At 69.2% G+C, this 13,020-nt stretch carries 13 protein-coding genes; 5 read left to right on the forward strand and 8 right to left on the reverse strand.

Features of this window, described 5'->3' with window-relative positions; translation table 11 throughout:
- From PMI14_RS11415 to PMI14_RS11425, 3 genes are all read left to right on the forward strand, one after another.
- Window positions 1-574, forward strand: a 574-nt coding sequence (locus tag PMI14_RS11415; RefSeq protein WP_007854287.1) for a CoxG family protein, incomplete at its 5' end; no start/stop codon positions are given.
- Window positions 575-582: 8 nt separating this feature from the next.
- A complete protein-coding gene (locus tag PMI14_RS11420; protein ID WP_007854288.1) occupies window positions 583-1,185 on the forward strand; it encodes a 3-hydroxyanthranilate 3,4-dioxygenase in 603 nt (200 codons plus the stop codon).
- On the forward strand, window positions 1,182-2,009 hold the full coding sequence (locus PMI14_RS11425) for an aspartate dehydrogenase (RefSeq protein ID WP_007854290.1): 828 nt from the start codon (window positions 1,182-1,184) through the stop codon (window positions 2,007-2,009). Before PMI14_RS11420 ends, PMI14_RS11425 begins: the two co-directional genes overlap by 4 nt.
- A 4-nt stretch (window positions 2,010-2,013) precedes the next feature.
- Here the strand turns inward: PMI14_RS11425 and PMI14_RS11430 are convergent, their stop codons facing one another.
- On the reverse strand, window positions 2,014-2,499 hold the full coding sequence (locus PMI14_RS11430) for an Lrp/AsnC family transcriptional regulator (RefSeq protein ID WP_007854292.1): 486 nt from the start codon (window positions 2,497-2,499) through the stop codon (window positions 2,014-2,016).
- 70 nt (window positions 2,500-2,569) lie between these two features.
- Between PMI14_RS11430 and PMI14_RS11435 the strand changes: the two genes are divergently transcribed.
- Entirely contained in the window at window positions 2,570-3,523 is a 954-nt protein-coding gene (locus PMI14_RS11435) for an EamA family transporter (RefSeq protein WP_007854297.1), read from the forward strand.
- 6 nt (window positions 3,524-3,529) lie between these two features.
- On the opposite strand, the gene PMI14_RS11440 is transcribed toward PMI14_RS11435, so the two are convergent.
- The 7 genes from PMI14_RS11440 to PMI14_RS11470 all read right to left on the reverse strand — a co-directional run bounded on the left by PMI14_RS11440 (window position 3,530) and on the right by PMI14_RS11470 (window position 11,603).
- Entirely contained in the window at window positions 3,530-4,507 is a 978-nt protein-coding gene (locus PMI14_RS11440; protein ID WP_007854299.1) for a hypothetical protein, read from the reverse strand.
- A 106-nt stretch (window positions 4,508-4,613) separates the two neighbouring features.
- The gene (locus tag PMI14_RS11445) at window positions 4,614-5,012 is read right to left on the reverse strand and encodes a RidA family protein (protein ID WP_007854301.1); all 399 of its coding nucleotides are present in this window, start codon (window positions 5,010-5,012) and stop codon (window positions 4,614-4,616) included.
- The gene (locus PMI14_RS11450; protein WP_007854303.1) at window positions 5,009-6,676 is read right to left on the reverse strand and encodes an AMP-binding protein; all 1,668 of its coding nucleotides are present in this window, start codon (window positions 6,674-6,676) and stop codon (window positions 5,009-5,011) included. Before PMI14_RS11450 ends, PMI14_RS11445 begins: the two co-directional genes overlap by 4 nt.
- A 25-nt stretch (window positions 6,677-6,701) precedes the next feature.
- Window positions 6,702-7,901: an acyl-CoA dehydrogenase family protein gene (locus PMI14_RS11455; protein WP_007854305.1), complete on the reverse strand. Its 1,200-nt coding sequence runs from the start codon at window positions 7,899-7,901 to the stop codon at window positions 6,702-6,704.
- Between the two features lie 4 nt (window positions 7,902-7,905).
- On the reverse strand, window positions 7,906-8,760 hold the full coding sequence (locus PMI14_RS11460; protein ID WP_007854306.1) for an enoyl-CoA hydratase family protein: 855 nt from the start codon (window positions 8,758-8,760) through the stop codon (window positions 7,906-7,908).
- Window positions 8,757-9,248 (reverse strand): MarR family winged helix-turn-helix transcriptional regulator, encoded by a 492-nt coding sequence (locus PMI14_RS11465; RefSeq protein WP_007854309.1) that lies wholly within the window; start codon window positions 9,246-9,248, stop codon window positions 8,757-8,759. The genes PMI14_RS11460 and PMI14_RS11465 overlap by 4 nt, the downstream gene beginning before the upstream one ends.
- Before the next feature lie 3 nt (window positions 9,249-9,251).
- Window positions 9,252-11,603 (reverse strand): bifunctional salicylyl-CoA 5-hydroxylase/oxidoreductase, encoded by a 2,352-nt coding sequence (locus PMI14_RS11470; RefSeq protein WP_007854311.1) that lies wholly within the window; start codon window positions 11,601-11,603, stop codon window positions 9,252-9,254.
- A 124-nt stretch (window positions 11,604-11,727) separates the two neighbouring features.
- Here PMI14_RS11470 and PMI14_RS11475 point away from each other — a divergent pair, with 124 nt between their 5' ends.
- Window positions 11,728-13,008 carry a cyclopropane-fatty-acyl-phospholipid synthase family protein gene (locus PMI14_RS11475; RefSeq protein ID WP_007854312.1) on the forward strand — a complete coding sequence of 427 codons (1,281 nt, stop codon included), beginning with the start codon at window positions 11,728-11,730 and terminating at the stop codon, window positions 13,006-13,008.
- The last annotated feature ends 12 nt before the right edge of the window (window positions 13,009-13,020 follow it).

Here is a 13,020-nt window from a genome sequence, read left to right on the forward strand (position 1 = left end):
GGCGGTTCGGCAGGCCCCTGCCACGCCAGACCCCGAAGCCGTGCCCAAGGACGGCTTCGGCGGCCGCCAGGCGTTGGCGGCGCCGCCGGCCCAGGTCTGGCAGGCCATCCTCGATGCACAGAACCTGCAGGCCAGCATCCCCGGCTGCGAAGCGCTGGTGCAGCGCAGCGCCACCGACTACGAGGCCACGGTCAAGGTCGGCCTGGGCCCGTTGTCGGTGCGTTTCAAGAGCGAGGTCACACTGCGCGACCTGCAGCCGCCGCGCGCGCTGACCATGGTCTTCGTGGGCCAGGCCGGCGCCCTGGGCAGCGGCCAGGGCACGGCGCGTGTGCGCTTCGAGCCCACCGGCGACGGCGGCACGGTGCTGCACTGGTGGGTGCAGGTGCAACTCAGCGGGCGCCTGGCGCAGTTCGGCAACCGGCTGGTCGAGGCCAGCTCGCGCAAGCTCAGCGAAGAGTTCTTCGAGCGCTTCGCCCGGGTGCTGGGCGTGCCTGCCGGTCACCTGCCTCCTCCTTCCCCGTGGCACAGGCTGCAGCGCCTGCTGGCGCGGTGGTTTTCCCTGTCTCGAAAGTGAGTGTTCCCATGCCCTACCAACCGGCCGATCTGGCCTACGATCACTACAGCAAGCCCCTGAACTTCCAGCAGTGGCTCGATGCCCACAGCGCGCGCCTGCAGCCGCCCGTGGGCAACCAGCAGATCTGGAAGAACGCCGACCTGGTCTGCACCGTGGTGGGCGGCCCCAACGAGCGCACCGACTTCCACGACGACCCCTACGAGGAGTACTTCCACCAGTTCAAGGGCAATGCCTCGCTGCTGATCGCCGACCGCGGCAAGTTCGAGCGCGTGCACCTGCGCGAGGGCGACATCTTCCTGTTGCCCGCGCACGTGCGCCACTCGCCCCAGCGGCCCGAGCCGGGCAGCCTGTGCACGGTGGTGGAGCGCAACCGGCCGGTGGGCTCGATCGACGCCTTCGAGTGGTACTGCGCCGCCTGCGGCGGCCTGGTGGTGCGCAGCGAGCTGCAGCTCACGAGCATCGTCGAGGATCTGCCGCGCACCTACACCGCGTTCTACGATTCGGCACCGGCCGAACGCACCTGCGCGCACTGCGGCGAGGTGCACCCGGGCCGCGACTGGCGCAGCTGGCATGCGCGCTGTGGGGCACATTTCCCCGGTACGGCCGCATGACAGGGCACCGTTCACCGCTGCGGCTTGCCGTGGTCGGCTTTGGTGCCATCGGCCAGGCCCTGGCGCAGGAACTGGCGGGCGATGACCGTGTGCACCTGGCGCAGGTCATCGTGTCCCCGGCTTCCCTCGCGGCCGCCCAGGCGGCTTGCGCGGCGCTCGCGCCGCAGGTGCGCGTGGCCAGCACGCTGGATCTCGGGCCGGTGCAGCGCCCCGATCTCGTCGTCGAATGCGCGGGCCATGCGGCGGTGCTGGCCCATGTGGTGCCCGCACTGCAGGCCGGCATCCCCTGCGCCATGGCCTCGGTGGGCGCATTGCACGACGCAGACCTGCTGACGCGGCTGGAGGCTGCCGCGCAGGAGGGCGGAACCCGGCTGCAGCTGGTGTCCGGTGCCATCGGCGCCATCGACGCATTGGCAGCGGCGCGCTTCGGCGGGCTCGACGAGGTGACCTACGTGGGGCGCAAGCCGCCGCTGAGCTGGGCGGGCACGCCGGCCGAGCAGGCCTTCGACCTGGCCCGCCTGGTGGCACCGCAGGTCATCTTTCGCGGCAGCGCGCGCGAAGCGGCACGGCAGTTCCCGAAGAATGCCAACGTAGCGGCCACGGTGTCGTTGGCGGGTCTGGGGCTGGATCGCACCCAGGTGGAGCTGGTGGCCGACCCGGGCGTCACCCGCAACGTGCACGCCGTCATCGCGCGCGGCGCCTTCGGTCGGCTGGAACTGCAGATGGAGAACCTGCCGTTGGCTGCCAACCCCAAGACCTCGGCCCTCACGGTCTACAGCCTTGTGCGCGCTGTGCATAACGCCGCGGTGGGCATCGCCATCTGAAGAGTCAGCCTGCCTTGTCGTTCATCCAGTTCAAGTCCAGCGGCCGGTCCTCGAACTCGGTGTTGAGCACCACGGTGCTGGTGGTGCGGGCCACGCCGGCAATCGCCTTGATCTCGTAGATCACATCCTCCAGCGCGCGCGCATGCGTGGTGCGGATCTTGGCCAGGAAGTCGTACTCGCCGGCCACGCTGTGCAATTCCTCCACCTGGGGCATGGCGCGCAGGCGTGGCGCCACGTCGCGGCAGTGGATGCCGCCATCGTTGCGGATGGCGACGAAGGCCGTGAAGTTCAGCCCCACGCGCTCGTGGTCCACGCTGATCGAGAAGCGGCGGATCACGCCCTTGTCCAGCATCTTCTTCACCCGCTCATGCACAGCCGCCGTCGACAGGCCCACTTCGGCCCCGACGTCGGCGTATGAACGTCGGCCATCGGTGCCCAAGGCAGAAATAATTCTGGCGTCTATCTCATCTGTCTGAATATTTGCTTGCATAAGCGCATGAATTTGGTAAAAATTCCGAAATCCCTGTGATTTCCATAAATTTTCCGGTCAGGTGAAGAATATGCCGACATTTTTCAATGCGCAAGCAGGTAACCGCCGTGTGTGGGCTATCGCCATCGCCTTGCTGCTGGTGTACATCGTCTGGGGCACCACCTATTTCGCCATCGGCATCGCGGTGCAGACCATGCCGCCGCTGCTGATGAATGCCATCCGTTTCCTTTGTGCCGGGGCCATCATGCTGGCGGTGGCGCTGTGGCAGGGCCATGCCCTGCCCACGGCCGTGCAGTGGCGCAACTCGGCCGTGGTCGGCGGCTGCATGGTGTTCCTGGCGATGAACCTCATGGGCTTTGCGCAGAAGATGGGCATCGGCTCGGGCCTCATGGCCACGGTGGTCACTACCATGCCGATGTGGCTGGCCCTGTGGTCGCGCTGGGGCGGCGAGCGCGTGCCCGCCACCAGCTGGATCGGGCTGGCCCTGGGCGTGATTGGGGCGCTGCTGCTGGCGATGGAGGGCGACTTCTCGGCCACCTGGCTGGGCGCGCTGCTGGCCTTTGGCGCGCCGCTGTGCTGGAGCATCGGCTCCTACGCATCGCGCCGCCTGTCCCTGCCCGCACCGGCCATGGCCTCGGCCGCGCAGTGGTTCACGGGCGGGGCCATGGGCCTGGTGGTGGCGCTGTGCTTCGAGCCCGTGAGCGCGCTGGGCCAAGTCAGCGCCAAGTCCTGGGCGGCCTGGGTGTACCTGCTGTTCTTCGGCACGCTGGTGGCGCTCAACGCCTACCTGTGGCTGCTGCAGAACACCTCGGCTGCGCTGGCCGGCAGCTACTCCTTCGTGAACCCCGCCGTCGCCCTGCTGGTGGGCGTGGCGCTGGGCGGCGAGCTGCTCACGGGCTGGGTGTATGCCGCGCTGCCGCTGATCGGTGCGGCGCTGGTGTTCATCCTCTACGGCAAGGCCATCCAGGCGCGCTGGGCGCGCCGTGGGGCCTCAGTACCCTCAGGCGGCGCGCCTGTCCGCTGATGGGCTTCAAGGCGCTGCGGTGATGACCTCGATGTGGCTGAGGTTCGAGACCGAGCGGCTCTGCTTGACCTCGCCGGGCACGATCAGCCGCGCCATCCCGTTGGCGCCCAGGCCTTCTCCATTGGCGGCATAGGCGACCAGGGCGCCCTTGGCGCCAAATCCGGGGTCGATCTCGCCCAGTGACACCAGGGCCTTGTAGCCATCGCTGCCGGTGGCCACGGCCACCATGGCCAGCGTGGGGTTCTTGGCCGTGGCGTCGGTCTTCAGGCCGGTGCTGCCGTTCAGCAGCGTCCACAGGTTCACGCCGGTATAGGTGGTGCCCGCCACCGTGACCGTGCTGGCCGGCAGGGCCTGCAATGCGGCCAGGTCGAAACTCACGGGCTTGGTCACTGCGCCGGACACCGCCAAACTGCCGGACACGCCGCCACCCGCGGCCACTGCCGTGGAGCCCGAGGGCCGCACCTCCAGCCGCACGAGGTTGGAGACATAGCGCCCGCCCTTGACGTCACCGGGCGCCGTCACGCGGAAGGGGCCATCGGCGCTGGTCAGCGGGCCCGAGGTGCCGCTTTGCGTTTCGGCATAGGCCACCAGGCTGGCCTTGTTGCCGAATTCGGGGTTGATCTCGCCCATGCCGAAGGCCACGCGGTAGCCGTCACTGCCCGTGGCCAGCACATAGCGGTTCAGGCCATCGTTCTTACGGCTGGCGTCGAGGGTGATGCCTGCACCGCTCAGCACCGACCACAGCGTGGCGCCCGTGTAGGTGCGCGACTGCGCTCCGCTGCCGCTCGTGAACGTGACCGACTGCGTGACGGCCGTCTGGCGTTGCAGTGCGGCGGTGTCGTAGTTGCCGGCCCTGTCCACCGCCCCCTGGACGCGGATGGACGGCCCCTCGTCGCTGCCGCCGCAGGCCGCCAGGGCCAGCAGCAGGGTGGTGGCCAGGCCGACGGCCAGGAGTCGATGGGGACGTGGTGTCGTGGATTGCATGCGTTCTCCTCCATGTTGGTTCGCTATTCCATTTTGTCATAGCGAATTCATGGAGAGTGTGCATGCCGACTCTGCCGCGGCACGGCGTTGGGAAATGGCCGCGGGTTCAGGCGTCCGGGATGACGGCGGTCGCTTCGATCTCGATCTTGGCGCGCTCTTCCATCAGGCCGGCCACCTGCACGCAGGCCATGGCCGGGAAGTGCTTGCCCAGCACCTCGCGGTAGACCACGCCCAGTTCCTTCAAGCGGGCGTTGTACTCGTTGCGGTCCACCACGTACCAGGTCAGGCGCACCAGGTGCTCGGGGCCGGCGCCGCCGGCTTCGAGCACGGCGCGCACGTTGAGCAGGGTCTGGCGCGTCTGGGCGATGAAGTCATCGCTCTCGAACTGCTGCGCTGCATTCCAGCCGATCTGGCCGCCGGTGAAGATCATCGTGCCGCGCGCGGCCACGCCGTTGGCGTAGCCTTTGGGGGTGACCCAGCCAGGGGGTTGCAAGTGGGTGTTCATGGTGTCTTGGTGGTCGGGTTGGCAGCGGCGGACGCTGCTGCGGCTTCGCGCTGGCGCAGCCGAAAGCGCTGGAGTTTGCCAGTCTCGGTGCGCGGCAGCGAGGTGGCGAATTCCACCAGGCGCGGGTACTTGAACGGCGCGATGGTGGCCTTCACGTGGTCCTGCAGGGCCTTGGCCATGGCGGCGTCGCCCGTGTGGCCGGGCTTGAGCACGCAGAAGGCCTTGACCACCATGCCGCGCTCCTCGTCGGGTACGCCGATCACGGCGCACTCGGCCACGGCCGGATGGCGCAGCAGAGCGTCCTCGACCTCGGGTCCGCCGACGTTGTAGCCCGCGGTGATGATCATGTCGTCATCGCGCGCCTGGTAGAAGAAGTAGCCGTCCGCGTCCTGCACGAAGGCGTCGCCCGGGTAGTTCCAGCCGTCCTTCACGTACTTGGCCTGGCGCGGGTCGTCGAGGTAGCGGCAGCCCGTGGGGCCGACCACGGCGAGCTTGCCCACCGTGCCGCGCGGCAGTTCTTGGCCCTGGCCGTCCACCACCTTGGCCTCGTAGCCCGGCACCACCTTGCCGATGGCGCCGGCTCGGCTCTCGCCGCCCGCGGCCGAGATGAAGATGTGGAACATTTCGGTGGCGCCGATGCCGTCGGTCATGTCGATGCCCGTGGCCTCCTTCCACAGCTGGCGCGTGGCGTCGGGCAGGGCCTCGCCCGCGCTCACGCTAGTGCGCAGCGTGGGCAGGCCCAGCTGGCGTGCAAAGGGCGCCATCTGGCGGTAGAAGGTGGGCGCGGTGTAGCAGATGGTCACGCCGGCCTCGCGCATCAGGCGCACCATGGTCTCGGGCGTGTAGGGCTGGTCGGGGAAGTAGACGCTGGCCCCGGCCCACATCGGGAACACCAGCAGCCCGCCCAGGCCGAAGGTGAAGGCCAGCGGCGGCGAGCCCGCCACGATGTCCTCGGGCCGGGCGCGCAGCACATGGCGCGGCCAGGCCTCGCAGGCGGCCAGCACGTCGCGGTGCGTGTGCACGGCGGCCTTGGGTGCGCCCGTGGTGCCCGAGGTGAAGGCCATCAGCGCCACGTCGTCGGCCGCGGTCGGGCAGGCCGGCTGGTTGCCCGGCAGGGCCTGCGCGCGCGTCAGCAGGTCGCCTGCATCGGGCGCGGTGTGGAAGGGGACGATGGCCGCGAGCGCCGGGTGATCCGCCTGCGCCGCCTGCAGCTCGGCCAGCAGCCGGCCATCGCACAGCGCCAGCGTGGGCTGGGACCGCTCGATGATGCTGCCCAATTCCACCGCACGCAGCAGCGGCATGGTGGCCACCGCGACGAGGCCGGCATGCACCACGCCCAGCCAGGCCAGCGCCATCTCCACCGTGTTGCCGCCGCGCAGCAGCACGCGGTTGCCGGGCACCAGGCCATGCTCTTTCGTGAGCAGCTCGGCAATGCGCGCGGCCTCGGTACGTGCCTCGCGGTAGGTGTAGCTGCGCTGCGGGCCACGCAGCAGGGGCCGGTCGCCGTGGCCGGCGCGTTCGGCCTGGTCGAACAGGGCCTGCACCAGGTTGGCCTGGTCGGGGATCTGCAGCTCCGGTGCGCCGTAGCGCAGCGTGGGCAGGGCCTGCGCTGGCGGCAGGCGGTCGTGCACGAAATGGTCGGGCTGGGCGCTGGGGTGGGCCATGGGAATGCTCCTCTTCGATGGAGGTTCAGGACGCCTGCAGGGCGGCCTTGCCGATGATGAGCTGCTGCACTTCGGTCGCGCCCTCGTAGATGCGCAGCGAGCGGATGTCGCGGTACAGGCTCTCCACCTTGCTGCCCACTTCCACGCCGCGCCCGCCGTGCAGCTGCAGCGCCATGTCGATCACGCGCTGGGCGTTCTCGGTGGCGCTCATCTTGGCCATGGCCGCCTCTGCGGTGACCCGCGTACCGCCGCGCTTTTCGCCTTCGTCGCGCAGCCAGGCGGCGCGGTAGGTGAGCAGCGCCGCGCTGTCCACCAGCGCCGCCATCTCGCCGATGCGCGCCTGCGTGAGCTGGAAATCGGCCAGCGTCTGGCCGAACATGCGGCGCTGGCGCGCATGGTGCACGGCCTCGGCCAGCGCGCGCCGGGCCATGCCCAGGGCGGCGGCGGCCACCGAGGCGCGGAAGATGTCGAGGGTGCGCATGGCCAGCTTGAAGCCGCCGTTCAACTCGCCCAGCAGGGCCGTGGCCGGCACCTGGCAATCCGTGAAGGCCAGCGTGGCCAGCGGGTGCGGCGCCATCACGTGGATGTGCTGCGACGTGTCCAGGCCCTTGGCCGTGGCATCCACGATGAAGGCGCTGATGCCGCGCGTGCCGCCGTCCGGCTCGGTCTTGGCGAACACGCAGTAGAAGTCGGCGATACCGCCGTTGCTGATCCAGGTCTTGCTGCCGTTGAGGGCATAGGCGCCGCCCGCGGCGGGCAGCGCCGTGGTGCGCATGGCGCCCACGTCCGATCCGGCCTGGGGCTCGCTCAGCGCGAAGGCCGCGATCAATTGGCCGCTGGCCACGCCCTGCAGGTAATGCGCCTGCTGCGCGGCGCTGCCCGCCAGGGTGATGGCGCCGCTGCCCAGGCCCTGCATGGCAAATGCGAAGTCGGCCAGCGGCGAGTGGTAGGCCAGGGTCTCGCGCAGCAGCACCAGCGCGCGCGAATCCAGCGCAGGCAGGGCGCCGCCGTGCGCGGCTGGCACGCAGTAGCGCAGCCAGCCGCCAGCGCCCAGGCGCTGTACCCAGTCGCGGCAGGCGGCGCGGTCGTCGGTTTCGTCCACGTCCTGGGCAGCGGCCCAGGGCACCAGGCCGTGCGCCAGTTCGCGGTGCGCGTCGTCGAAGAAGGGCAGGTCCAGGTGCGCCGTGGAGGGGGGGCAGGGCGCCGGTGGGGTGGCGATGTGCATGGCGTCAGTCCCCCTGGAACACAGGTTTCTGCTTGGCCGCGAAGGCCTCGTAGGCGCGGCGGAAGTCCTGCGTCTGCATGCAGATGGCCTGGGCCTGGGCCTCGGCCTCGATGGCCTGGTCGATGGTCATGGCCCATTCCTGGCCGAGCATGGTCTTGGTCATGCCGTGGGCGAAGGTCGGGCCGCTGGCCAGAGCGCGCGCGGTTTCCTGCACCTGGGCCAGCAGGTCGGCCGGTTCGTACAGGTCGTTGAAGAAGCCCCAGGCCAGGCCTTCCTGCGCCGTCATGGAGCGGCCGGTGAACAGCAGTTCCGAGGCGCGGCCCTGGCCGATGAGGCGCGGCAGCAGCGCGCAGGCGCCCATGTCGGCGCCAGCCAAGCCCACGCGGGTGAACAGGAAGGCCGTCTTGGCCGCTGCCGTGCCGTAGCGCATGTCGCAGGCCAGCGCCATCATGGCGCCCGCACCAGCGCAGATGCCGTCGATGGCGCCCAGGATGGGCTGCGGGCAGGCGCGCATGGCCTTGACCAGGTCGCCCGTCATGCGCGTGAATTCGAGCAGCTCGGGCATGGTCATGCCGGTCAGCGGGCCGATGATCTCGTGCACGTCGCCGCCCGAGCAGAAATTGCCGCCCGCGCCCGTGACCACCACGCACTTCACGTCGGTGGCAAAGCGCAGCGCGTAGAAGAAGTCGCGCAGCTCCGCATAGCTCTGGAAGGTCAGCGGGTTCTTGCGCTCGGGCCGGTTCAGCGTGACGGTGCCCACGCCGTCGGCAAAGCTCCAGGCGAAGTGCTGCGCCGTGTACGGGGCCTTGGGTTCGAACTGTGCGCGCATGGGGTTGCCTGCGCCGATGTTGTGCTTCATTCTGTTGTCTCCACAGGGTGTTGTTGCGTGTGTTCCTTGACCTTGCCCAGCAGCCGGTGCAGGGTGGCGATGTCGCGCTCGCCCAGCGAGGCGAAGGCCTCGACGATCCACTGCTCGTGCTGGCGCGCCATCTCGTTGAACTGGGCGCGGCCCTGGGGCGTCAGGCGCACGCAGTAGGCGCGGCGGTCGCCCTCGACCTCTACGCGCTCCACCAGGCCTTCGGCCACGAGCTGGTCGGTGATACCGGTGACGTTGCCGCTCGTGACCATCATGCGGCGCGACAGGTCCTTCATCTTCAGGCCCTCGGGCGAGCGCTCGAGCTGCGCCATGAGGTCGAAGCGTGGCAGCGTGGTGTCGAAGCGCTCGCGCAGGCCGGCGCGCACCTGCTTTTCAATCAGTTGGGTGCAGGTCAGCATGCGCAGCCACAGGCGCAGGGCCTCAGGGTGTTCGCTCGGCGCGGCGCCGTGCAGTCGGGCTTCGAGGTCCATGGCCTAGCCCTCTTCCTCATTGGAGCCGCGCTTCTGCTGCGCTTCCAGCGCGGCCTGCACCTGCTTTTGCTTGCCGATCTCGCGCAGCATCTGGTCGCGGCCGCTCCAGTACTGCACGGGCCAGTCGGTGTGTGCGGCGGCCACGGGGCTCAGCTGGGCCGCGGCGTGCAGCGTCCAGGCCGGGTCGGCCAGGTGCGGGCGGGCGATCGCGCAGAGGTCGGCGCGGCCGGCGGCGATGATGCTGTTGGCATGGTCGGCCTCGCTGATCGCGCCCACGGCCATGGTGGCGATGCCCACCTCGTTGCGGATGCGGTCGGAAAACGGTGTCTGGTACATGCGGCCGTAGATGGGCCTGGCGGTGCGCGTGGTCTGGCCGGAGGACACGTCGATCAGGTCGCAGCCCGCGGCCTTGAACAGGCGCGCGATCTCGATGGCATCGTCGGGCGTGGTACCACCGGGCGCCCAGTCGTGCGCCGAGATGCGCACGCTCATGGGCCTGTCGGCCGGCCACACGGCGCGCAGCGCGGCGAACACTTCCAGCGGGTAGCGGCAGCGGTTGGCCAGGCTGCCGCCGTAGTCGTCGCTGCGCTGGTTGGTGATGGGGCTGATGAAGCTGGCCAGCAGGTAGCCATGCGCGCAGTGCAGCTCCAGCCAATCGAAGCCGCAGGCGGCGGCGCGGCGCGCGCTGTCGGTGAAGGCCGCGGTCATCGCGTCCATGCCCTCGCGGGTCATGGCCGCAGGGGTCTGGTTCTGCTCGCCATAGGCCAGGGGGCTGGCGGCCAGCAGCGGCCAGTTGCCCTGTGCGAGCGGCTCGTCCGTGCCTTCCCAGCCCACGCGGGTCGAGCCCTTGGGCCCGCTGTGGCCCAGCTGCATGCCGATCTTCGCGCTGCTGCTGCCGTGCACAAACTGCACGATGCGCGTGAAGGCGGCCTGCTGGTCGTCGTTCCACAGCCCCGTGCAGCCGGGGGTGATGCGGCCTTCGGGTGTGGGGCTGGTCATCTCCACCATCACCATGGCCGCGCCGCCCAGGGCGCGCGCTCCCAGGTGCACCAGCAAGAAGTCCTGCGGCACGCCGTCGACCGCGCTGTAGGTGGCCATGGGCGAGACGACAATGCGGTTCTTGAGCGTGAGGCCGCGCACGGTGAACGGCGTGAGCATGGGCGGCACTGCGGTCTTGCCGCCGGCCAGCCAGCCCTCGTAGCCTTCGAGCCACTGCGCATCGCGCAGGCGCAGGTTCTCATGGCTGATGCGCTGGCTGCGCGTGAGCAGCGAGTACGCGAACTGCTCCACCTGCATGCCGGTGTAGCGCGTCACGTTCTCGAACCACTCGGTGGAGTTGCGTGCTGCGTTCTGGATCTTGAGCACCTCGACACTGCGGCGGGCCTCGTAGTGCTGCAGCACCTCATCGACAGGCAGGCCGGTGGCGAACTCGTTGGCCAGGTCGATGGCGTCCTCGAGCGCGAGCTTGGTGCCGCTTCCGATGGAGAAATGCGCTGTGTGCGCTGCGTCGCCCATCAGCACGATGGGCACGGCCTTGCCGGCGATGGTCTCGCGGTGCACCCAGGTGTTGCAGATCACGCGCGGAAAGCGGATCCAGTTGGCCGAGCCGCGCAGGTGCGTGGCATTGCTGATGAGGGCGTTGCCATCGAGGTACTTGCCGAACAGGCGCTCGCAGAAGGCAATCGCCTCGGGCTGCTCCATCTGGTCCAGGCCATGGGCCCTCCACACGGCTTCGGGCGTTTCCACGATGAAGGTGGAGGTGTCGGCGTCGAACTGGTAGGCATGGGCCTGGAACCAGCCGTGCTCCGTCTGCTCGAAAGCAAAGGTAAAAGCGTCGAACTTTTTGTGCGTGCCCAGCCAGACGAAGCGGCACTGGCGCAGGTCGATGTCGGGCTGGTAGGTGGCGGCGTAGCGGGTGCGGATGCGGCTGTTCAGGCCATCGCTGGCAATCACCAGGTCGGCGCCGTGCTTCGCGGCGGCTTCCTGGTCGTCCTGTACGTCGGCCTCGAACACCAGCTCCACGCCCACCGCCAGGCAGCGGTCCTGCAGGATGTTGAGCAGCCGCTTGCGGCCGATGCCGCAGAAGCCGTGGCCGCCCGAGCGCACGCTCTGCCCCTTGAAGAACACCTCGATGTCGTCCCAGTGGTTGAACGCATCGCCGATCTGGCGCGCCGTGGCGGCATCAGCCGCCTGCAGGTTGGCCAGCGTCTGGTCCGAGAGCACCACGCCCCAGCCGAAGGTATCGAACGGTCGGTTGCGCTCGAGCACCGTCACGCGGTGTGCCGGATTCTGCTGCTTCATGAGCAGGGCGAAATACAGACCTGCGGGGCCGCCGCCAATGCAAAGTATGTTCATGGGAAAATAGTTTAGGCTTAAACAAAATACTGTCAATGGGGCCATCCCGGAAAAACGCCTGAGCGGTGGTTTCCGCTGGGACAGGGTGTTGACGCACTGCAGCACAAGGCCAAAAATAACCGGCATGAAGCACCTGCTGCACGCCCTGGAAGGGCGGCTGGCGGCCTTGCCCGTGCCCATGGCGGTCCAGCTGCCAGCAGGCCGGCAACTGGGCGCCAGCAAGCCTGCCGTCATCCTGCGGTTCAGGGACCGCATGGCCCTGGTCGCCCTGGCCACGGGCGAGATCGGCAACGTCGGCGCTGCCATCGTCGAGGGCCGCGTGGCGCTCGAAGGCGGCATGCGCGACCTGATGGCCGCTGCCGCCGGCCTGCTGACCCGCGACCCGGCACACGGACAACGGCACCACTGGTGGCACCGCGCGCTGGCGCGCGCCCGCTCCATGGCCGCGCACACTCGGGGACACGACGCGCGGCACGTGCGTTTCCACTACGACTTGTCCGACGATTTCTATGCGCTCTGGCTGGACGAGCGGCGCGTGTACTCCTGTGCCTACTACCGCGGAGCCGGCATGGACCTGGACCAGGCGCAGCGGGCCAAGCTCGACCATATCTGCCGCAAGCTGCGCCTGGCGCCCGGCGAGCGCTTCCTGGACATCGGTGCCGGCTGGGGCGGCCTGCTGCTGTGGGCGGCCGAGCACTATAGTGTGGATGCCACGGGCATCACCCTCTCACGCCACCAGCACGCGCACGTTCAGCGCCTGATTGCAGAACGCGGCCTGCAGGGCCGCGTGCGCATGGAGCTGCGCGACTACCGCGAGCTGGAGGCTGCGGTGCCCTTCGACAAGATTGCCTCGGTCGGTATGTTCGAGCATGTGGGGCGCGCGCAGATGGGCCGCTATTTCGCCACGGTGCACCGCCTGCTGCGGCCGGGCGGCCTGCTGCTCAACCATGGCATCACCGCCGGTGCGGTGGACAACACCCAGCTGGGCGCCGGCATGGGTGACTTCATCGAGGAATACATCTTTCCTGGCGGCGAACTGCTGCACGTGAGCGTGGTGCTGGCGGACATGGCACGCGCCGGCCTGGAAATGGTGGACACCGAGAACCTGCGCCCGCACTATGCGCGCACCCTGTGGGCCTGGTCCGACAGGCTGGAGGCAAGGTTGCCTGCGGCGCGCGAGGTGCTGGCCGCACAAGGGGGCGACGCGCAGTGCGATAAGGTGCTGCGTGCGTACCGCCTGTACCTCGCTGGAAGCGCCCTCGGCTTCGAGCGAGGCTGGATGGCCCTGCACCAGATGCTGGCCACGAGGCCCGACGGGGATGCGGCAAGGGGCAGACCACCCGGCGCACAATCGGACTACCCGTTCACCCGGGACTACATGTACAAAGAGAACACTGCCACTTGAGAGGACATCTGC

This window comes from Acidovorax sp. CF316, assembly GCF_000276605.1.
GTDB lineage: Bacteria > Pseudomonadota > Gammaproteobacteria > Burkholderiales > Burkholderiaceae_C > Acidovorax.

What these genes read in the sequence shown, in the direction of transcription:
- PMI14_RS11420 (WP_007854288.1), top strand. Translation starts at nt 583, where the DNA reads ATGCCCTACCAACCGGCCGATCTGGCCTACGATCACTACAGCAAGCCC.
- PMI14_RS11425 (WP_007854290.1), top strand. Translation starts at nt 1,182, where the DNA reads ATGACAGGGCACCGTTCACCGCTGCGGCTTGCCGTGGTCGGCTTTGGT.
- PMI14_RS11430 (WP_007854292.1), bottom strand. Translation starts at nt 2,499, where the DNA reads ATGCAAGCAAATATTCAGACAGATGAGATAGACGCCAGAATTATTTCT.
- PMI14_RS11435 (WP_007854297.1), top strand. Translation starts at nt 2,570, where the DNA reads ATGCCGACATTTTTCAATGCGCAAGCAGGTAACCGCCGTGTGTGGGCT.
- PMI14_RS11440 (WP_007854299.1), bottom strand. Translation starts at nt 4,507, where the DNA reads ATGCAATCCACGACACCACGTCCCCATCGACTCCTGGCCGTCGGCCTG.
- PMI14_RS11445 (WP_007854301.1), bottom strand. Translation starts at nt 5,012, where the DNA reads ATGAACACCCACTTGCAACCCCCTGGCTGGGTCACCCCCAAAGGCTAC.
- PMI14_RS11450 (WP_007854303.1), bottom strand. Translation starts at nt 6,676, where the DNA reads ATGGCCCACCCCAGCGCCCAGCCCGACCATTTCGTGCACGACCGCCTG.
- PMI14_RS11455 (WP_007854305.1), bottom strand. Translation starts at nt 7,901, where the DNA reads ATGCACATCGCCACCCCACCGGCGCCCTGCCCCCCCTCCACGGCGCAC.
- PMI14_RS11460 (WP_007854306.1), bottom strand. Translation starts at nt 8,760, where the DNA reads ATGAAGCACAACATCGGCGCAGGCAACCCCATGCGCGCACAGTTCGAA.
- PMI14_RS11465 (WP_007854309.1), bottom strand. Translation starts at nt 9,248, where the DNA reads ATGGACCTCGAAGCCCGACTGCACGGCGCCGCGCCGAGCGAACACCCT.
- PMI14_RS11470 (WP_007854311.1), bottom strand. Translation starts at nt 11,603, where the DNA reads ATGAACATACTTTGCATTGGCGGCGGCCCCGCAGGTCTGTATTTCGCC.
- PMI14_RS11475 (WP_007854312.1), top strand. Translation starts at nt 11,728, where the DNA reads ATGAAGCACCTGCTGCACGCCCTGGAAGGGCGGCTGGCGGCCTTGCCC.